Consider the following 19,256-nt stretch of genomic DNA (forward strand, 5'->3'; position numbering starts at 1 on the left):
AGATAAACACTAAACCAGTGGCTGAAGATCAGACCAGATCTGCTGTTTAGCGCCAGGCATATTGAGCGCCTGCGAGAGTGATTGGGTCGTTAGATAGTTCAGTCCCGATTGTTGCAGTGGCAGCAGTTGCCCATGAGTCTCATCCACACCTTCACCAACCACCCAATTCGCAAGCCCCTCGCCAAACAGAATAACGGTCTCTAGACCAGACTCTTTCTGCATAAAGCTCAACTGTCGCTGCACATGTTTTCTCGCTTCATGCGGCCCCTGATCCAGGGTTTTACCGGCAAGCATAGGCCACTCAAGCGTAATCGGCAGTGTGATTGATTGTGGTGACTCTCCAAGAGCTTGAACAATGCCCGCCAAAAGACGCTTATGCTTATTGGAGAAGCCTTCGCGAGCACGAATGGGAAGATTATCGATTAGTAGGAGTCGGCCCGCTCGAGCCATAACAATTTTATAACGCGGCGCAGGTTCAAAGCTTCGTTTGACCGAAGTAGTGGGCGATGTTTGAGGCTCTTTAGAACTCTCATCAGCCGTCAACTCAGCAACGGCAGCACGTCTGATGTTAGAAGAACCTACCTCTGCCTCATCGGGAGCGGAGACCTCTAAGGCTTCACCAATCTGAGTAATCGCACGACGCTCAGCATGAGGCTCGACAGGCTTGTGTGCTTGTGGAGCCAACGCCTGCATCACCTCTTCATCGTCACCAAGGAGATCCGCAGGATGAGCAAAGCGATAGACCCAATCAGGCGAAGGCTTTGCTGCTGGCAAGATTTGACGAGGCATCCACTGCTGGATACCAAGCTGATCTAAATAGGCGGCTTGGATTCGAGCCTGCTGAACTGACATGATTAAACCTGTGGGTGCGCTTTTTCCGCGTTAGTATCCAGAAGATTGAGCGCATGGATATAGGCCTTAGCCGATGCAATGATGACATCGGTATCGGCACCTAAACCATTTACGATGCGACCACCCTTCTCAAGACGCACGGTGACTTCACCTTGCGAATCGGTTCCTTCAGTCACGGCATTCACCGAATAGATCAACAGTGTAGAGCCAGAGTTCACCTGTGACTCAATCGCTTTAAAAATAGCATCGACTGGACCACTACCCTCAGCACAGCACGAGTGCTCTTGCCCATCAATACTCACAACTAGATCGGCTTGAGGTGTCTCACCCGTTTGCGATGTCACAGATAGGTTGACCAACTGAAAACGTTCGCTTGACGCTTCGGCACGGCTATTGCTGACCAGCGCCATAAGATCCTCATCAAAGATCTCATGTTTCTTATCGGCTAACACTTTGAAGGCTTGGAAAGCGCTGTTTAGATCAGCATCACTCTTGAACGTAGTACCCAGCTCCTCAAGACGTGATTTAAATGCAGCACGGCCTGAATGCTTACCCAATACCATTTTATTGGTCGTCCAACCGACACTCTCTGCGGTCATGATCTCATAGGTTTCACGGTGCTTCAGTACACCATCTTGGTGAATGCCCGATTCATGAGCAAAGGCGTTAGCGCCGACAATCGCCTTGTTAGGCTGAACAGGGAAACCTGTCACGCTAGACACCAGTTTAGAGGCACCGACAATGTGCTGAGTATCAATATTGGTCTCAAGACCCATAACGTCTTGGCGAGTTTTCAGTGCCATAACGATCTCTTCTAGGGCTGCGTTACCAGCACGCTCACCCAAACCGTTGATCGTACACTCCACCTGACGTGCACCCGCTCCCACGGCTGCCAGTGAGTTGGCGACCGCTAGGCCTAGATCGTTATGACAGTGGACAGAGAAGATCGCTTTATCCGAGTTTGGAATACGCTGAATGAGCTCCCCGATCACCTCAGCAAACTGATGAGGCACGGCGTAACCGACCGTATCAGGGATATTGATAGTACGAGCGCCAGCATCGATCACTTTTTCGATAATACGGCACATAAAATCCAACTCAGAGCGGCTAGCATCTTCTAACGAGAACTCGACATCATCGATCAGATTACGCGCTCGCTTAACGGCATGCACAGCCTGCTCGACAACACGATCAGGCTCCATCTGAAGCTTGTACTTCATATGAATCGGCGAAGTCGCGATAAAGGTATGAATACGACCTTGCGCAGCATTCTTCAGCGCTTCACCCGCACGATCAATATCCGCATCCAAAGCACGAGAGAGTGAACAGACTCGGCTATCTTTGATGTTGTCGGCAATATTTTTCACCGCCTCGAAATCACCAGGACTCGCAATGGCGAAACCCGCTTCAATCACATCAACTTTCATACGTTCAAGCTGACGAGCGATTCGCAGTTTCTCTTCACCGGTCATAGACGCACCGGGACTCTGTTCACCATCGCGCAGCGTGGTATCAAAAATAATAACGCGATCGTTGCTCATAAGGGTCTCCACGAATTTAGGCCGTAGAAATAATTTCTCTAACGGCTCGCTATAAAGAGTAATTGGCCTATGATAGCTTGATGATCGACCAGTAGAAAGGGAAGAGTAGTGAGTGAACCAATGAATGATTTCGATTTTGATCACTTAATTGATCGCCAAGGGACCTGGAGTGACAAGTGGTCTAAATACGCCGGTACAGACATACTTCCAATGTGGGTTGCTGATACCGATTTTCGCTCTCCACAAGCTGTGATTGATGCTTTAAAAACGCGTGTCGATCATGGCGTTTTTGGCTACACCCGCACACCAGAAACACTCAATCAGCTGTTTTCTGAACGCATGCAGCGCCTATACAACTGGACGGTCTCTGCTGAAGATCTAGTCTGGTTACCCGGTCTCGTCTGCGGGCTAAATTTAGCGACCCGCGCTTTAAGCACGGCTGAGCAATCCGTCATCACCGCCCAACCTATCTACCCACCCTTTATGTCCGCTCCCGCTCTCTCTTCGAGGGCGTTGATCACCATTCCCATGAAGGGTCGTGTCATTGATTTTGATGCACTAGAAGAGGCCATTACAGCAGAAACCAGACTGCTACTTTTCTGCAACCCACACAATCCTGGGGGTGGCGTCTACCGCCATGAAGAGCTCGAGAGGCTCGCACAGATCATTATCGATCAGGATCTATTGATCTGCAGCGATGAGATTCATTGCGATCTCATTTTACAACCTGAACTACAGCACACACCGATCGCGAGTTTGAGTGAAGAGATCGCCTCACGCACTGTGACGCTGATGGCGCCCAGTAAAACCTGGAACATTGCAGGGCTGGCCTGCTCTGTTGCGATCATTCAAAACCCCGAATTAAGAGCGCGATTTAAAAAGGTACGCAAGGGCATAGTGCCCGACGTCAATCTACTGGGCTACACCGCGGCAGAAGCCGCCTACTCACAGGGAGACGAATGGAATCGCAAGCAGTGCGAATATCTTAAGGGAAATAGAGACTACCTGATCTCTGAAATAGGCAAGATTCCCGGCTTAAGCATGCTACCTAACGAGGCCACCTACCTTGCCTGGATCGATGCCAATCAGCTTGGCGTCGACAGCCCACAACAACTGTTTGAATCTCAGGGTGTGGGACTATCTGATGGGGAGGATTTTGGTGCACCTGGATTTGTTAGACTTAACTTCGGGTGTCCAAGATCGCGTATTGAGGAAGCGGTTCGTAGGATGAAGCTGGCCGTCGATTCGCTCTAACAGCGCTCAAACCCGAAAGGGACAACCTCTTTGATACTGCTCGCGCCAACTTTGATCATCAGCAACCGATCAAAACCAAGTGCCACGCCGGCACAAGCTGGAATGCCGGATTCTAGGGCCGAGACTAAACGAGTCTCCAGCGGTCGTCGTGGAAGCCCTGAGGATTCACGCTGCTGATCGTCAGCTTCCAGCCGTTCAGCCTGCTCAGCGGGATCTCGCAGCTCCTGATAACCATTCGCCAACTCCATACCGCCCGCATACAGCTCGAAGCGGGCAGCCACTTTGACACCCTGATCATCCTCAACAACCTCAGCCAACGCAGCTTGAGAGGCGGGAAAATCAAATACTAGCACCGGTTCAATGAGTTTCGGCTCAATCAGATGCGACATGACCAGCTCGAGCCAAGTATCTTTGCGATCATCCGTAAAAGGGCACTCAAAATGGGGCTCAAGCAGAGCTTTTAACTGGTCAATGGTCGCTTGATGAGGATCCATGCCCACAAAGCGTTTAAACAGTTCACGATAACTGAGACGTTCCCAATGCTGCGGCCCCAGCACCGCAGTAACCAGAGCCTGAACTTCATCCATCAGCTGCTGCGCACTGAAACGAGGGCGATACCACTCAAGCATGGTGAATTCAGGATTGTGAAGCCGCCCTACCTCGCCATTCCTAAATGCTTTAGCCAACTGATAGATGGGGCCTGAGTCAGCTGCCAATAGGCGCTTCATGGCGTACTCTGGCGAACTCTGCAGGTAGTAACGCTGCTCTTCAGCCCCGGGGTAACTTGAGTAGGAGACTTCAAGTGAATCGATAAAAGGATCACTGACTGCCGCTTGTGACAGACATTGAGTATCCACCTCCATGACACCGCGTTCAGCAAAAAAAGCGCGCACATCAGCCAGCATCTTTGCTCGCTCACGAAGTGTTAAGATCTCTGCTGTAGGTTGCCAGTGATTTCGATTCATACAGACTCCAAAATTAGAACCAAAAACGGCAGCCGAAGCTGCCGTTTCTATTACGAACCCGTGTTAGGCACGGCTTACGTATTCACCGGTACGAGTGTCGATCTTAAGAACTTCACCCTGGTTGATAAATAGTGGCACACGAACCACTGCACCCGTGCTGAGAGTCGCAGGCTTAGAACCGCCCTGAGCCGTATCGCCTTTAAGGCCTGGATCAGTTTCAGTCACTTCAAGCTCAACAAAGTTAGGAGGTGTCACAGCAATAGGGTTGTCGTTAAATAGAGTGATCATCACTTTGTCACCCTCTTTCAACCACTGCGAACAGTCGGCAACGGCTTTCTCATCCGCAGCGTACTGTTCAAATGTGCTTGGCTCCATGAAGTGCCACATCTCACCATCACTGTAGAGGTACTCCATGTCACGATCCATCACATCGGCTGTTTCAGCTGATTCGTTCGATTTGAAAGTACGCTCCCAAATACGACCCGTCATAAGGTTACGAAGACGAACTCGAGTGAACGCCTGACCTTTTCCCGGTTTAACAAATTCAACTTCAACCATGTTACATGGATCGCCGTCGATCATCACTTTCATGCCAGTCTTAAACTGACCACTTGAAACGTTTCCCATCTCTTTTTCCAAATCATTGATTGAATGTTTGACGAGCATTCTACTTCAAAGGAGAATCGGCTCCAACAGATCGTTTACATTCTTGGAAATTTTGGTCACTTCAATGATGCAGCTGTTGGACATTACGCCAAACTCTTGGCAAGACTCACTGAAAAGTGCCATCACCGATCCTAAAGCCTTACTGGAGAGACTGTCCCTACCCAACGAGCTACTCGAACAGGCTCAAGCGGCTAGCCAGCTCTTCCCATTGCGAGTCCCTCTTGAGTTCCTAAGCCGCATGGAGCTAGGCAATCCAGACGATCCTTTGCTAAAACAGGTCCTTCCGATCAGAGACGAGTTCATTCAAACTCCAGGTTTCACAGAAGATCCGTTAAACGAGAGTGATGCACGCCCGACTCCAGGCGTTGTGCACAAATATAAAGATCGAGCACTGTTGATCTTGAGCGGAGCTTGCGCCATAAACTGTCGTTACTGTTTTCGCAGACACTTCCCTTACTCTGACAACCAGCTTAGTGGGGAGCATTGGCAAAGGGCTCTCGCCTATCTAAAAGAGCATACAGAGTTAAGAGAGGTGATCTTCTCAGGCGGTGATCCACTGGTCACCTCTGATCACCGTTTTTCAAAGATGGTAGCGGATCTTGAAGCCATACCTCATCTCGAACGACTCAGAGTCCACACTCGCCTACCCGTGGTGATTCCATCCAGAGTAACCGATCAACTCAATGACACCTTGCATAATTCAAGGCTCAATTGCGTCGTGGTCCTTCACATCAACCACGCCAATGAGATTGATCAGAGTCTGAGCGACGCCGTCACCAAGCTAAAACAGAGTGGTGCAACCATTCTCAATCAAGCGGTGTTGTTAAAAGGGGTCAATGACAGCGCCGATGAGCAGGTCAGACTCTCACGTGCTCTGTTTAGCGCAGGCATCCTCCCCTACTACCTCTTTCTTTTTGATCCTGTCGCGGGGGCCAGTCACTTTGATATCCCGATTGAACAGGGTAAAGAGATCTTTACGCAAATGCAGAGAGAGCTACCAGGATATCTTGTTCCTAGACTCGCGAAAGAAATTTCAGGCAAAACATCAAAAACCTTGTTAATATCCAGTTAAGGTTTTTGGAGAAAACAACGTGATTGCAAAAAGAATAACAATGCAAAACGCTTTAAAACTGACGCTACCAGCACTGGTATTGTCAGGTTGTATCAGCTTGCCAGACACAACAGCTAAGCTGACAACTCAACCGCCCATCACACCCACTCCACTACAAAAAACACTGGTCATTCACCAACTTCAGACGGAAGTCATCACCCCAAAAAATGTTGCTGCAGTCATCGATTTCAGTAATCAGACGGATCGCGACCTAGACTACGTGATGTTTAAGACGATCGCTTTCGACGCAGAGGGTAAGGTTATTCCTGCGATGAAGAGCGGCGATGATCATGCCTACTTGAGAATTGCAGGGCCTTTGTCGCCCGAGCATAGAACCGGCGATCAACAGTGGGATAAGGTCTGGGCTGACAGCTCGGTTAGCTGCTTTAGAATTGAGAGTGCTGAACTGATCTTTTCGGACTCAAGCGTAGAGGACTACTCTAAAGATCAGATCGAGCTCCAACTACCCACCTTGCAGCCTGCCATCTGTCAGCAAGACCAAGGGTCGCTGGCTAGTAACTGATTATCAGTTTCGCGAGGTTATTTACTCCGTGAGGGCATGACTGGAAAAGCGGTGACGGTGCCCTCGGCATCCGTAATACGAGCTTTTCCTCGCTTCTCAACCTCATCAATCTGAATAATGGCCTGCATCGGAACGAAAGAGCGTTTTACACCTGCGAACTCCTGCTGTAGACGATCTTCGGCAGGATCAATCAGCATCTCAGTGTGACTACCAAACACGAAACCCTCTAGCGCAACAAACCCCCACATATCAGCACTGTAAACCTGTTCAACGTAAAGCTCGTAGACTTTATCTTTGTTGATGTAAGTGACGCGATAGAGGCGTTTGGCATCGGCCATTGAGAATCTCCAATCAATCTAAACTTGAGTTGCCTAATCAGGTTAGTGGGGGCGCTCTAAACAATTGCAAGTTCGTTAGCGCCAAAGAGTGCGCTGAGGTATACTTCATCGCCCCAAATGATGGGGCATAGATTCAACGTAACGACAGGTGAAACATGACTAAAAAGCTCTTTATCAAGACACACGGATGTCAGATGAATGAGTACGACTCCGCACGAATGGCTGACCTTCTGGGCGATAGCCACAAGCTGGAGCTAACCGATAATCCAGAAGAGGCTGACGTCCTGCTTCTAAACACCTGTTCAATTCGTGAAAAGGCGCAAGAGAAGGTGTTCCACCAGTTAGGCCGTTGGCGTCTTTTGAAAGAGCAAAAACCCGGATTAATGATCGGGGTAGGCGGCTGTGTTGCAAGCCAAGAGGGCGAAGCGATTCGTGATCGCGCGCCGTTCGTCGATATGATTTTTGGCCCACAGACCCTACACCGTCTTCCCGAGATGATTGAAGATACAAAGGGGGGCAAGGTCGGTATCGTTGATGTCAGCTTCCCAGAGATCGAAAAGTTCGACCACCTCCCCGCTCCTAAAGTTGAGGGGGCAGAGGCATTTGTTTCAGTCATGGAAGGTTGTAGTAAGTACTGTACTTTCTGTGTCGTGCCCTACACCCGTGGCGAAGAGGTCAGCCGCCCGCTGGATGATGTGATAGCCGAGTGTGTTGAGCTGGCTGAACAGGGCGTGCGTGAAGTCAATCTACTGGGCCAAAACGTCAACGCTTACCTCGGTGCGACTCATGACGGTGATACGGCTGATCTGGCTGAGCTGATTCGCACCATTGCCGCGATTGAGGGTATCGATCGTATTCGTTTCACTACTTCACACCCTGTAGAGTTTACCGACAGCCTGATCGAGGTTTATGACGAAGTGCCGGAATTGGTGAGTCATCTTCACCTACCGGTTCAGAGTGGCTCTGACCGCATACTGATGGCGATGAAGCGCGGCCACACGGCGATTGAGTACAAGTCGAAATTACGTCGAATCAAGGCGAAGCGTCCAGATATCAGCTTCTCGTCGGACTTTATCATCGGCTTCCCAGGTGAAACGGATGCCGACTTTGAGGCGACCATGAAGCTAATCGAGGATATAGGTTTTGATACGTCGTTCAGCTTCATCTACAGCCGTCGCCCAGGCACCCCTGCGGCAGACCTGCCTGACGACGTATCGGAAGAGACGAAGAAACAACGCCTACACATTTTGCAAAGCCGTATCACTCAGAACGCTTTGCAGATCAGCCGCCGCATGGTCGGAACCACTCAACGCATTCTGGTCAACGGTTACTCGCGTAAAGACCCTGGCCAACTTTCGGGTCGCACGGAGAACAATCGTGTTGTGAACTTCCGTTGCGATAATCCAGACCTGATTGGTCACTTCGCCGATGTCCGCATTGCTGAAGCGCTTCCGAACTCGTTGATCGGTGAGTTAGTTAGCTCCGAGCTGGATCAATAATGAGCGAAACACAATCTTTCCACATCAACCTACAGCCTGAAGATGGCGCAGCCTTGGCTAATCTAGTCGGCCAGTTTGATGAGCACTTACGTCTGATTGAAGAGCGCACCGGAGTCCAAATCGGTAACCGTGGATTCCAGTTCAAAGTTGAAGGTGCAATTCAGGCCGTTCGCCCGGTCTGCACACTGATTGAAGCACTGTACAAAGAGTCTCTAAACGGCAAACCACTTGCCCCATCAGACATTCATCTATCGCTACAACACTCAGGCATTTCACAAACTGATGTGAAATCGACTGCGACGGATGATGTCACTATTCGTACTCGAAAAATGACGATTCGACCTCGCGGGGAGAATCAGCAAAAGTACGTTCAGTCGATTCGTTACCATGACATTAACTTTGGTATCGGACCTGCCGGCACCGGTAAAACCTACCTTGCGGTTGCTTGTGCGGTTGAGGCCCTTGAGCGCGAAGAGGTCAGTCGAATACTACTGGTTCGCCCTGCCGTCGAAGCGGGTGAAAAACTCGGTTTTCTACCCGGCGATCTGACTCAGAAAGTCGATCCCTACTTACGCCCTCTCTACGACGCACTCTATGAGATGATGGGCTTTGAGAAGGTAGCACGCCTGATCGAAAAGAATGTCATAGAGATCGCACCCTTAGCTTACATGCGCGGCAGAACGTTGAACGGCTCGTTTGTCATTCTTGATGAGTCACAAAATACGACACGCGAGCAGATGAAGATGTTTCTTACCCGCATAGGGTTTGGTTCAACCGCCGTTATTACAGGGGATAAAACCCAGGTCGACCTACCACGCGGCGCCAGCTCTGGCCTAATTCATGCGATGCAGGTACTGGATGGGGTGAAAGGGATTGGATTTACTCACTTCGAAGCGAAAGATGTGGTTCGTCACCCTATCGTGCAGCACATTGTACGTGCTTATGAAGCGTACGAAGCCAAACATACAGACGAGCGTAAACAGTGATTCATTTAGAGGTTATTCGCGCTGTTGATAGCAACTCACTCCCGAGTGATGAGCAGATTCAATCCTGGGCCGAATTAGCGGCATCACAGCTATCGGGCGAAGCTGAACTATGCATTCGTATCGTTGATGAAACCGAGAGCCAGACACTGAATCGTGAATATCGCGGTAAAGACAAGTCGACCAACGTACTCTCTTTTCCGTTTGAAGCACCTCCGGGCTTCCCTGGCAATATATTAGGTGATCTAGCGATTTGTGCCGCGGTTGTAGAGCGCGAAGCAACCGAACAAAACAAACAGATTCATCACCATTGGGCTCACATGGTGATCCATGGGGTATTGCATCTACTTGGATTCGATCATATAAAGGATGAAGAAGCCGAGGAGATGGAGTCACTTGAACGAGAACTGCTCGCTCAACTCCAAATCCCAGACCCCTATATTTGAGGCAACCACACACTATGAGTGAAGACCGATCGAGCGGCTCATCCAAAAGCTTTTTTAGCAAACTTGCTTCAGCTTTTTCGGATGAGCCCAAAACCCGCGAAGACCTTTTTGAAGTTCTTTATGAGGCCAACGACACTGGCCTACTAGATCAAGATGCGCTAACGATTGTAGAAGGCGCTATACAAGTGACCGATATGCAAGTGCGTGACGTCATGATCCCAAGATCACAAATGGTCTCGGTACAGATCGATCAATCTGCCCACGAATTTATGCCACTGGTCATCGACAGTGCGCACTCTCGCTTTCCCATTGCAGGTGAAAACCCAGATGAGATCGTCGGCATTCTTCTTGCCAAGGATCTTCTTCCCTATGCACTGGACGGCCGCTTAGAACAGTTCAGTCTCGCTGAGCACCTTCGCAAAGCAACCTTCATTCCTGAAAGTAAGCGACTGAACGTCTTGCTACGTGAATTCCGTGTCACACGCAATCACATGGCCATCGTCGTTGATGAGTACGGCGGAATTGCCGGTCTTATTACCATCGAAGACGTGCTCGAACAGATCGTCGGTGATATCGAAGATGAGCACGACGAAGATGAAGACGAGGGCAACATCAAAGCCTTTGAAGATGATGGCTTCATTGTCAAAGCGTTAACCCCTATCGAAGACTTTAACGAGTACTTTGACGTCGGCCTACCTGATGATGAGTTCGATACCGTGGGTGGACTGGTGACACGTCAATTTGGTCACCTACCCGATAAAGGGGAGACGATTCGACTCGATGACTTCACCTTCACCGTGCTAGCGTCTGAAAACCGCAGAATTAGACTGCTACAGGTTAAGCACCACAAGGAGTAGTGATGCTGCTCCAGCCTCTTGTGAATAGGACTTTGGCGGTTGCTGCAGGGGCAATAGCGACACTCGCTTTTGCCCCTTTTAGTTACCCGCTATTAGCGATTGTCTCTATTGCCACCCTCTACTTGCTGACCCTTAAATCCGATTCAGCGTTCCTGATGGGTTGGCTCTATGGTTTGGGATACTTCACCGCCGGTGTCTCTTGGGTCTATGTGAGTATTCACTTACACGGTGGCATGGGTGTTTTAGCCGCCGCACTGATGACTCTCATGTTCACTGGCGCGTTAGCGATACTCTTTGCCGCACAAATTTGGCTCTACAAACGCCTGTTTACTGACGGCTCAGCACCAGGATTTGTCGCTCTTTGGATCTTGTTTGAATGGGTGAGAAGCTGGCTATTTACCGGCTTCCCTTGGCTGCTCATCGGCTATGCGTTCATCGATACACCACTTATCTCATTAGCCCCGATCGGCGGCGTGTGGCTAGTGTCGGCGATGGTTCTGATCATTGCTGTCTCGGCTTCCCATGTCATCCACCGTAATAAACCGACCCCTCTCCTACTGATCCTTGCGATATTAGGTGCCTCTTACCTTATTCCGTCACACTGGACAGAGAGTTCAGAAAAGACCGTCTCGATCACATTAATACAGCCCAATTTAGCCCAAGAGTCTAAGTGGCAAATTGAGCAAGTTGATCGACACATACAGAACATTATTAATTTAAGCGTCCAAGCGCCCGCTACCGATCTACTCATTTGGCCTGAGACCGCCGTACCCAAATTAATAGGCCGCGCCATCAACCAGATCAGTCCGCTAGTGGAGATCCTCAACCAACAAGGCACCACGTTAATTTCAGGTTTCCCAAGAAAAGAGTGGAGTGAGAGCCAACAGCGAAACCTGTACCACAACTCGGTGGGCACGTTGACGGGTAAAATCAGCCTGTACGACAAACAGAGACTGGTCCCTTTTGGGGAGTACATTCCCTTTGAAAATCAGTTGCGAGGGCTGATCGCCTTTTTTGATCTCCCCATGTCTAGCTTTAGCTTGCCAGAACAACCAACTTTTCAGGTAGAGACACCTCAGGGGTCGCTGGCGGGCGCAATCTGTTATGAGATCGCCTACCCAGAGTTGGTCAGAGAGAATGCCAATCAGAGTGACATGATTCTGACGCTCTCTAATGACACCTGGTTCGGCGGATCTCATGGCCCAGATCAGCACTTTGAGATCGCCAGAATGCGTGCTATCGAAAATGGTAGGCCCGTGATAAGAGCCACCAACAACGGTATTTCAGGCTTCATTGATGCCAAGGGTCAAGTCTTAGCGACCGCACCCAGATTCGAGACGGCGATCCTAACCCATGAGATCGCCCCAAGCATGGGCCAAACCCCCTATCAACAGCTGGGGTTGTGGCCAGCGCTTATCCTTGCTGCAGCACTGTTATTAGCCGCGCTATTTAGACATCGCTCGTTCAAACAGAACCGCTGAACAGTCACGACAAGGCTGTAATTTTTGACTCTCGCTCAGCATCTGCTTAGCTCCACACTGTGTACAGACAAACTGCCCAGGTAGTGCGATTTCACCGGCGGCGTAGTGTGCTTCACCGTGACTCAACTGTTCACGGAGCAACTCCTGCTCAATACGAGTTTTATCGGCCACTCTCATCAAGCGATCAACAATCCCCTTCTCCAATACGGCAAGATCCAGCTCTAACCAATCAGCCAGCGCTCCGCCGACCTTTTGAACACCGATTGAGAACTGCTTCAGATCACGCATTAGGTAGGCTTTTAGCAGGGCCGCTTCATCTGCAGACATATCAAGCGCTGTCTGCTCCAACTCAACCGTTTCATTGACCGCTGAAGTAAGCTTCTCAAGCGTCACTTCACTGGCACCATCGAGAGAATCCATCACTTGATCGACCAATTGATCATAACGGCCAGAATCGAGCTTATCTTGGTTTGTATCACTCATAAGTAAACTCCTTTTAAGAGCGGATTATTCAGCAGCCAAACCTGTCGGCGCGACCGCATCTGATGTATCCTATGCAGTATTGAACAGTATTAATGAAATAACCATTGAGCGGTGTCATTTCTTAGCAAAGTAATTTGCTCCAAGAACAATGATGCCGTTTTTATGTTTGCAGAATATAGAGACCGATGAACGAACAGTACCAACCCCAGGATATTGAACCAAAAGTCCAGCAGCAGTGGGAAGAATCCGGCGCATTCAACGTTGAAGAGGATTCCAGCAAAGAGAAGTTTTACTGCCTCTCGATGTTCCCTTACCCAAGTGGTCGTCTGCACATGGGCCACGTACGTAACTACACCATCGGTGATGTCGTCTCTCGATACCAGCGCATGCAGGGCAAAAACGTTCTTCAGCCTATGGGTTGGGACGCCTTTGGCCTACCAGCTGAAAACGCTGCACTTAAAAACAATGTGCCGCCTGCTAACTGGACCTACAGCAATATCGATTACATGCGTAATCAGCTTAAACAGATGGGCTTTGGTTACGACTGGGATCGCGAGCTAGCGACCTGTCACCCGGAGTACTACCGTTGGGAGCAGTGGTTCTTTACTCGTCTTCTTGAGAAAGGTCTGGTCTACAAGAAAGAGGCCGAGGTGAACTGGGACCCAGTTGACCAAACCGTTCTGGCTAACGAGCAAGTGATCGATGGTCGCGGTTGGCGCTCTGGCGCGATTGTTGAGCGTAAGAAAATCCCTCAATGGTTCCTGAAAATTACTGACTACGCAGACCAACTACTGGAAGATCTAGAGAAGCTGGATCATTGGCCAGAGCAGGTCCGCACCATGCAGCGCAACTGGATCGGCCGCTCTAAAGGGGTTGAGCTGAAATTTGCGGTGCCTAACAAAGGTGATCTAGAGGTCTTCACAACCCGCCCTGATACGCTGATGGGTGTTACCTATGTTGCCGTTGCACCACAACACCCTCTAGCACTTGAAGCAGCCGAAAATAACCCAGAACTTGCTAGCTTTATTGATGAGTGTCGTCACCAAAAAGTCGCCGAAGCTGACATGGCGATGATGGAAAAACGCGGCATGCCATTGGGCATCGAAGCCACTCACCCTCTCACTGGTGAAATGGTGCCTGTTTGGACAGCAAACTTTGTTCTGATGGATTACGGCTCAGGCGCTGTCATGGCGGTTCCTGGACACGACCAACGTGACTGGGAGTTTGCAACCAAATACGGACTGAACATCAAACAGGTCATCAAGCCTCTGTCTGACGATCAGACTGTCGACTTGACGCAAGAAGCGTTCACAGAGAAAGGCGTTCTGTGCAACTCGGGTGACTTTGACGATCTAGAGTTCGAAATGGCGTTTAAAGCCATTGCAACTGAACTGAACAACAAAGGTCGCGGTCATACAACCATCAACTTCCGCCTTCGCGATTGGGGTGTTTCACGCCAACGCTACTGGGGCGCACCGATCCCGGTTGTTAACTGTAATAGCTGTGGATCAGTACCCGTACCTGAAGATCAGCTGCCTGTGCTTCTGCCAGAAGAGGTAACCTTCGACGGCGTCGGTTCACCGATTAAAAAGATGGAGAGCTTCATCAAAACAAGCTGTCCAAAGTGTGGCGCAGATGCAGAACGCGAAACGGATACCTTCGACACCTTCATGGAGTCAAGTTGGTACTTTGCTCGCTATGCAAGCCGTTACTCAGACAGTGCGATGCTGGATCCTCAAGCAGCCAACTACTGGCTCCCTGTTGATCAGTACATCGGTGGTATCGAGCACGCTATTTTGCACCTACTCTACTCACGCTTCTATCACAAACTACTGCGTGACGAGGGTCTAGTAAACTCTGATGAACCTTTCACTCGCCTACTCTGTCAGGGCATGGTTCTAGCCGATGGCTACTACTACGAAGATGAACAGGGCGGTAAGGTTTGGATCTCACCGGTTGATGTAGAGACTGAGACAGACGAGAAAGGTCGTGTGACCAAAGCCACTCATAAAGAGACGGGTAAAACGCTGATTCACGACGGCATGTCCAAGATGTCTAAGTCGAAAAACAACGGCATCGACCCTCAGGTTATGATCGATCGATACGGCGCCGATACGGTTCGTCTATTCATGATGTTTGCGGCACCACCAGAACAGTCACTAGAGTGGTCTGACTCAGGTGTGGAAGGTGCACACCGTTTCATCAAACGTCTCTGGAAACAGGCACACGACCATATCGCAGCCGGCCCAGCATCAACTTTAGACACGTCCAAGCTGAATGATGGGCAGAAAGAGCTGCGCCGTAAGACTCATGAAACCATCCAAAAAGTGACGGATGATATTGAGCGCCGCCAGACATTCAATACAGCCATTGCCGCTGTCATGGAGCTTTCAAACAGTATCGGTCGATTCAACGATGACTCCGAGCAAGGACGTGCTTGTAAACAAGAAGCGCTTAGCGCTGCTGTCCAGCTGTTGTCCCCGATCATTCCACACGCAGCCGATCAGCTGCTGACTGAACTGACGGGTGCAAGCCAAAATGATAGCTGGCCAAGTGTTGATGAATCCGCTTTGGTACGTGATAACATCGAGATGATTGTGCAGGTTAATGGCAAACTTCGTGCTCGTATCAATGTTGCCGCCGATGCCGATAAGGACACAATTTTGCAACTGGCCCTGGCTGAAGCTAATGTTCAGAAATACATGGAAGGCCTAACGCTGCGCAAAGAGATTGTTGTACCAGGCAAACTGGTCAACATCGTCGTCAGCTAGGAGTAAAAGATGAAGTTGTCACGTACGTTCGTTGCAGGTTTTGCCATGCTGTTTCTAACAGCTTGTGGCTTCCACCTAAAAGGGCTTTATGAGGTACCACCAGCGTTACAGAAATTAACTCTGGTTGAAAACACCACACAGCCCACTTCGTTAGGCAGAGAGCTGACAGCTCAACTGCAACGCAACGGCGTGACCCTCACATCCCGAGCTAAGCTTAAACTGATCGTTGAATCGGCACGCTACAATCGCCGCGCGGTGATTCTTGATGCCAATGCCGATGCACAAGAGTACGAATTAAGCGGTGAAGCTCAATTTGCCATCTATCAAGGTGATAGCACAGCGCCCGCCATTGAGCGCCGAGTCAATGTTCAACGCAGTGTTACCGAAACTTCAGACACCTTGGCACAAGAGACTCTGGAAGAGCGCTACCGCACAGAGATCAATCGTGCACTGGCTGAACAGATTATTCGCCAATACCTAAGTTTCGTTCCGCGCTAACCTATGAAAGTTAGAGTTGATCAGCTACCTCAGCAGCTCAACAAGCTAAATACCTCGCTACCGGTCTACCTTGTAACCGGGGACGAAACACTTCAACACGACGAAAGCTGTGACGCCATTCGAGCCCATCTTCGCGGTCTAGAATTCACTGAACGAGAGCTCTATCACATCGATTCCAGCTTTAACTGGGACAGCCTGATGGAGGCCGCCAATAGCCTCTCTCTATTTGCAGAGCGCAAAATTATTGAGTTACGACTCGGTTCACAAAAGATCAAAAAAGCCGAATCAGATCTGCTACAACGCTATCTAGAGAACCCTGCGCCCGATACGGTGATATTCATTTTGGCTGATCGACTCGATGCCGGTGCGAAAAAGAGCGCCTGGTTCAAGCTGGTCGAAAAGCTCGGGCTAGTGGTTGAAATCTGGCCCATTGAAGTTGACCAACTCCCGCGCTGGCTAGCGACACGCCTTCAATCTTTTCCAATCTCTATGGATCAAGAGGCGATCGGCGTCTTAGCCGATCGTGTAGAGGGCAACCTACTCGCGGCACAACAAGAGTTAGAGAAGCTCTCTCTGCTCTACCCCAACCAAACCCTTGATGCCAACCAGGTTGCCGAGGCGGTTGGCGACATGTCACGATTTGATGCCTTTGCACTTGCAGATGCGGCGATACAAAGACAACCTGCAAGAGTACAACACATTCTGCAGGCGCTAAGACAAGAGGGTGTCGAACCGACCTTCATACTCTGGGCCATTTCACGTGAGTTGCGCACGCTAAGCAGCGTGATTACAGAGATATCAGAAGGGAAGAATTACGATACGATTGCGAACAGACTGAGACTGTTTAGCAAACGTAAAACCGCTATTCGCAATGCCAGTCGTCAGATTAAAGTCTCGGAGATTGAGCAGTTACTGCGACTTTGTGGACAAGCTGATCAGGCCGTTAAAGGACAACTACCGACCGACCCCTGGTTAATAATTGGACAGATCTGCTTACGCCTAGCGGGTGTCGAGATGGCTTCACTCCATACCCAACACTCAGCCCCTTAAGCAAGCCTAACCACCTCAGACCTTAGCTACTTGGCTCCCGCAAAAGAGAGCTGCCGCCACGCCTCATAAACAACAATGGCACAGGCATTAGACAGATTCAAACTGCGTGAATCAGGGCACATCGGCAAGGTAATTGCATCGGTCGAATCGATGACACTCTGAGGCAGACCCCGTGTCTCCGGGCCCAATAGAATCATATCACCCGATGCAAAATCAGCATCGGTATAGGCGCGATCCGTTTTGGTCGTCATCGACCATACTTTTCTTGGGGAGACTGATTGAATACAGGCTTCTAATGACTCATGAACTTTCATAGAGGCAAACTCGGCATAATCCAATCCCGCTCTGCGCAGGCGCTTATCATCCAGCTCAAAGCCGAGGGGTTTAATCAAATGAAGGGAGAAACCCGTGTTAGCACACAGGCGAATAATATTTCCGGTATTGGGTGGTATCTCGGGTTCGTAAAGAGCAACGTGAAGCATATCGGCACCTAAACTGTTAGATGCCGATTGTAGCATTAAGCGACTCTAATCCGCCTCAATACCCAGCTCTTTTAGCTTGCGGGTTAGGGTATTTCGCCCCCAGCCTAAAAGTTCAGACGCATCACGTTTACGGCCACCCGTATGTTTAAGCGCAGTCTCTATCAACACCTGCTCAAACTGACGTTCAGCCTCTTTGAGGATGCCCCTCTCCCCTTCAAAGAGACGCTGATCAGCCCAGCCACGCAGTGCTTGTTCCCAATTACCATGAACAACAGGGCGTTCATTTGAGGACTCTAGAAGCTCTGGTGGTAAATCAGAGACAAGAACCTCTCGACCAGACGCCATCACGGTAATCCAGCGACAGGTGTTTTCCAGCTGTCGCACATTACCTGGCCAAGTCAGATCGCGCAGAAAACGCTCTGTTTCCGGCTTAAGAATCTTAGTCTCAACGCCCAGCTCTTTCGCCGAACGTGACAAAAAGTGGCGAGCGAGACGAGGAATATCTTCACGACGCTCATTTAACGAGGGGATGTGAACTCGAATCACGTTTAGACGGTGGAACAGATCCTCACGAAACTTGCCCTCTTTAACGAGGTTTTCGAGATTTTGGTGGGTAGCTGCAATGATTCGAACATCAACTTTAACCGGTGTATGACCACCGACACGGTAGAACTCACCGTCAGCAAGAACACGCAAGAGTCGAGTTTGAGTATCCGCAGGCATATCGCCGATCTCATCAAGGAACAGTGTGCCACCATCGGCCTGTTCAAAACGGCCACGGCGCGAAGCTTGAGCTCCGGTAAAGGCACCCTTTTCATGCCCGAACAGTTCAGACTCAATCAAGTCATGTGGAATAGCCGCCATGTTCAATGGAATAAACTCATTACCCGCACGCGGACTGTGGCGATGCAGAGCATGGGCCACCAGCTCTTTACCTGTACCAGACTCACCATTGATCAATACAGTAATCGGGGAATGAGACAGACGACCAATGGCACGGAACACCTCCTGCATAGCCGGCTCCTCACCAATGATCTCAGGTGTATCATCTTCAACAATCACTTCGGTTTGTTGACGCTGCTCTTCAACGTGCTGCACCGCTCGCTGAACCAGCGCTACCGCCTCATCAATATCAAATGGCTTAGGCAAGTACTCAAAGGCACCACCTTGATAAGAGGCAACCGCGGAATCTAAATCTGAGTGAGCGGTCATGATGATAGTCGGAATGTCTGCATAATCAGCTTGAAGCTGCTCTAGCATCTCAAGACCATCAATGCCCGGCATACGAATATCGCTGATAATCACATCAGGCTGTTCACGCTTAATTTTACGCAGCAACGCATCGCCCGACTCAAACACTTCTGTCGCCAAGCCACTGCCAGAGATCGCTTTCTCTAAAACCCAACGTATTGAGCGATCATCATCTACTATCCAAACGGTTGCTGGCTTAGCCATC

The 19,256-nt window shown here is 50.0% G+C and carries 19 protein-coding genes; 11 read left to right on the plus strand and 8 right to left on the minus strand.

Annotated features, from left to right (window positions below; translation table 11 throughout):
• Positions 1-9: 9 nt before the first annotated feature.
• Complete coding sequence (locus XMG59_RS10620; protein ID WP_173482226.1) at positions 10-852, minus strand: hypothetical protein; 843 nt, start codon at positions 850-852, stop codon at positions 10-12.
• A gap of 2 nt (positions 853-854) precedes the next feature.
• Entirely contained in the window at positions 855-2,393 is a 1,539-nt protein-coding gene (locus XMG59_RS10625) for a 2-isopropylmalate synthase (protein WP_173482225.1), read from the minus strand.
• A 108-nt stretch (positions 2,394-2,501) separates the two neighbouring features.
• On the opposite strand from XMG59_RS10625, the gene XMG59_RS10630 reads away from it, so the two are divergent.
• Positions 2,502-3,647, plus strand: a complete 1,146-nt coding sequence (locus XMG59_RS10630; protein ID WP_371731480.1) for a MalY/PatB family protein — start codon at positions 2,502-2,504, stop codon at positions 3,645-3,647.
• On the opposite strand, the gene epmA is transcribed toward XMG59_RS10630, so the two are convergent.
• Both epmA and efp read right to left on the minus strand, forming a co-directional pair.
• Complete coding sequence (gene epmA / locus XMG59_RS10635) at positions 3,644-4,612, minus strand: EF-P lysine aminoacylase EpmA (protein WP_173489272.1); 969 nt, start codon at positions 4,610-4,612, stop codon at positions 3,644-3,646. The genes XMG59_RS10630 and epmA overlap by 4 nt on opposite strands.
• Positions 4,613-4,675: 63 nt before the next feature.
• Positions 4,676-5,239 carry an elongation factor P gene (efp, locus tag XMG59_RS10640; protein WP_173482223.1) on the minus strand — a complete coding sequence of 188 codons (564 nt, stop codon included), beginning with the start codon at positions 5,237-5,239 and terminating at the stop codon, positions 4,676-4,678.
• A gap of 103 nt (positions 5,240-5,342) precedes the next feature.
• Between efp and epmB the strand changes: the two genes are divergently transcribed.
• Together epmB and XMG59_RS10650 are read left to right on the plus strand one after the other, a co-directional pair.
• Complete coding sequence (epmB, locus tag XMG59_RS10645) at positions 5,343-6,350, plus strand: EF-P beta-lysylation protein EpmB (protein ID WP_254443787.1); 1,008 nt, start codon at positions 5,343-5,345, stop codon at positions 6,348-6,350.
• Between the two features lie 40 nt (positions 6,351-6,390).
• On the plus strand, positions 6,391-6,912 hold the full coding sequence (locus XMG59_RS10650) for a hypothetical protein (protein WP_173498692.1): 522 nt from the start codon (positions 6,391-6,393) through the stop codon (positions 6,910-6,912).
• 17 nt (positions 6,913-6,929) lie between these two features.
• Here XMG59_RS10650 and XMG59_RS10655 read toward each other — a convergent pair whose 3' ends face one another.
• Complete coding sequence (locus XMG59_RS10655) at positions 6,930-7,250, minus strand: DUF1820 family protein (protein ID WP_173482221.1); 321 nt, start codon at positions 7,248-7,250, stop codon at positions 6,930-6,932.
• Between the two features lie 155 nt (positions 7,251-7,405).
• Between XMG59_RS10655 and miaB the strand changes: the two genes are divergently transcribed.
• The 5 genes from miaB to lnt are packed head-to-tail and all read left to right on the plus strand — an operon-like array spanning position 7,406 to position 12,516.
• Complete coding sequence (gene miaB / locus XMG59_RS10660; RefSeq protein ID WP_173482220.1) at positions 7,406-8,749, plus strand: tRNA (N6-isopentenyl adenosine(37)-C2)-methylthiotransferase MiaB; 1,344 nt, start codon at positions 7,406-7,408, stop codon at positions 8,747-8,749.
• Positions 8,749-9,735, plus strand: coding sequence for a PhoH family protein (locus XMG59_RS10665; protein ID WP_173498693.1), 987 nt, complete (start codon positions 8,749-8,751; stop codon positions 9,733-9,735). The genes miaB and XMG59_RS10665 overlap by 1 nt, the downstream gene beginning before the upstream one ends.
• Complete coding sequence (ybeY, locus tag XMG59_RS10670; RefSeq protein ID WP_371743742.1) at positions 9,732-10,178, plus strand: rRNA maturation RNase YbeY; 447 nt, start codon at positions 9,732-9,734, stop codon at positions 10,176-10,178. Before XMG59_RS10665 ends, ybeY begins: the two co-directional genes overlap by 4 nt.
• 14 nt (positions 10,179-10,192) lie before the next feature.
• The gene (locus XMG59_RS10675; protein WP_173482218.1) at positions 10,193-11,035 is read left to right on the plus strand and encodes an HlyC/CorC family transporter; all 843 of its coding nucleotides are present in this window, start codon (positions 10,193-10,195) and stop codon (positions 11,033-11,035) included.
• A 2-nt stretch (positions 11,036-11,037) separates the two neighbouring features.
• Positions 11,038-12,516 (plus strand): apolipoprotein N-acyltransferase, encoded by a 1,479-nt coding sequence (gene lnt, locus XMG59_RS10680; protein ID WP_173498694.1) that lies wholly within the window; start codon positions 11,038-11,040, stop codon positions 12,514-12,516.
• Here the strand turns inward: lnt and XMG59_RS10685 are convergent.
• Entirely contained in the window at positions 12,481-12,999 is a 519-nt protein-coding gene (locus tag XMG59_RS10685) for a metalloendopeptidase (protein WP_173484514.1), read from the minus strand. The genes lnt and XMG59_RS10685 overlap by 36 nt on opposite strands.
• A gap of 185 nt (positions 13,000-13,184) precedes the next feature.
• On the opposite strand from XMG59_RS10685, the gene leuS reads away from it, so the two are divergent.
• The 3 genes from leuS to holA are packed head-to-tail and all read left to right on the plus strand — an operon-like array spanning position 13,185 to position 17,318.
• Positions 13,185-15,770 carry a leucine--tRNA ligase gene (gene leuS / locus XMG59_RS10690; protein ID WP_173482215.1) on the plus strand — a complete coding sequence of 862 codons (2,586 nt, stop codon included), beginning with the start codon at positions 13,185-13,187 and terminating at the stop codon, positions 15,768-15,770.
• Positions 15,771-15,779: 9 nt separating this feature from the next.
• Entirely contained in the window at positions 15,780-16,268 is a 489-nt protein-coding gene (gene lptE, locus XMG59_RS10695; RefSeq protein WP_173484513.1) for an LPS assembly lipoprotein LptE, read from the plus strand.
• 3 nt (positions 16,269-16,271) lie between these two features.
• The gene (holA, locus tag XMG59_RS10700) at positions 16,272-17,318 is read left to right on the plus strand and encodes a DNA polymerase III subunit delta (RefSeq protein ID WP_173484512.1); all 1,047 of its coding nucleotides are present in this window, start codon (positions 16,272-16,274) and stop codon (positions 17,316-17,318) included.
• A gap of 26 nt (positions 17,319-17,344) precedes the next feature.
• Here holA and trmL read toward each other — a convergent pair whose 3' ends face one another.
• Positions 17,345-17,800 (minus strand): tRNA (uridine(34)/cytosine(34)/5-carboxymethylaminomethyluridine(34)-2'-O)-methyltransferase TrmL, encoded by a 456-nt coding sequence (gene trmL / locus XMG59_RS10705; RefSeq protein ID WP_173482245.1) that lies wholly within the window; start codon positions 17,798-17,800, stop codon positions 17,345-17,347.
• Between the two features lie 45 nt (positions 17,801-17,845).
• Entirely contained in the window at positions 17,846-19,255 is a 1,410-nt protein-coding gene (glnG, locus tag XMG59_RS10710; RefSeq protein WP_173498695.1) for a nitrogen regulation protein NR(I), read from the minus strand.
• Position 19,256: the final 1 nt, after the last annotated feature.

It is taken from the genome of Marinobacterium sp. xm-g-59 (genome assembly GCF_013283315.1).
GTDB lineage: Bacteria > Pseudomonadota > Gammaproteobacteria > Pseudomonadales > Balneatricaceae > Marinobacterium_E.

What these genes read in the sequence shown, in the direction of transcription:
- XMG59_RS10665 (WP_173498693.1), top strand. Translation starts at nt 8,749, where the DNA reads ATGAGCGAAACACAATCTTTCCACATCAACCTACAGCCTGAAGATGGC.
- epmA (WP_173489272.1), bottom strand. Translation starts at nt 4,612, where the DNA reads ATGAATCGAAATCACTGGCAACCTACAGCAGAGATCTTAACACTTCGT.
- XMG59_RS10625 (WP_173482225.1), bottom strand. Translation starts at nt 2,393, where the DNA reads ATGAGCAACGATCGCGTTATTATTTTTGATACCACGCTGCGCGATGGT.
- XMG59_RS10650 (WP_173498692.1), top strand. Translation starts at nt 6,391, where the DNA reads ATGCAAAACGCTTTAAAACTGACGCTACCAGCACTGGTATTGTCAGGT.
- XMG59_RS10655 (WP_173482221.1), bottom strand. Translation starts at nt 7,250, where the DNA reads ATGGCCGATGCCAAACGCCTCTATCGCGTCACTTACATCAACAAAGAT.
- lptE (WP_173484513.1), top strand. Translation starts at nt 15,780, where the DNA reads ATGAAGTTGTCACGTACGTTCGTTGCAGGTTTTGCCATGCTGTTTCTA.
- leuS (WP_173482215.1), top strand. Translation starts at nt 13,185, where the DNA reads ATGAACGAACAGTACCAACCCCAGGATATTGAACCAAAAGTCCAGCAG.
- miaB (WP_173482220.1), top strand. Translation starts at nt 7,406, where the DNA reads ATGACTAAAAAGCTCTTTATCAAGACACACGGATGTCAGATGAATGAG.
- trmL (WP_173482245.1), bottom strand. Translation starts at nt 17,800, where the DNA reads ATGCTTCACGTTGCTCTTTACGAACCCGAGATACCACCCAATACCGGA.
- XMG59_RS10620 (WP_173482226.1), bottom strand. Translation starts at nt 852, where the DNA reads ATGTCAGTTCAGCAGGCTCGAATCCAAGCCGCCTATTTAGATCAGCTT.
- efp (WP_173482223.1), bottom strand. Translation starts at nt 5,239, where the DNA reads ATGGGAAACGTTTCAAGTGGTCAGTTTAAGACTGGCATGAAAGTGATG.
- epmB (WP_254443787.1), top strand. Translation starts at nt 5,343, where the DNA reads ATGATGCAGCTGTTGGACATTACGCCAAACTCTTGGCAAGACTCACTG.
- lnt (WP_173498694.1), top strand. Translation starts at nt 11,038, where the DNA reads ATGCTGCTCCAGCCTCTTGTGAATAGGACTTTGGCGGTTGCTGCAGGG.
- glnG (WP_173498695.1), bottom strand. Translation starts at nt 19,255, where the DNA reads ATGGCTAAGCCAGCAACCGTTTGGATAGTAGATGATGATCGCTCAATA.
- XMG59_RS10685 (WP_173484514.1), bottom strand. Translation starts at nt 12,999, where the DNA reads ATGAGTGATACAAACCAAGATAAGCTCGATTCTGGCCGTTATGATCAA.
- holA (WP_173484512.1), top strand. Translation starts at nt 16,272, where the DNA reads ATGAAAGTTAGAGTTGATCAGCTACCTCAGCAGCTCAACAAGCTAAAT.
- XMG59_RS10675 (WP_173482218.1), top strand. Translation starts at nt 10,193, where the DNA reads ATGAGTGAAGACCGATCGAGCGGCTCATCCAAAAGCTTTTTTAGCAAA.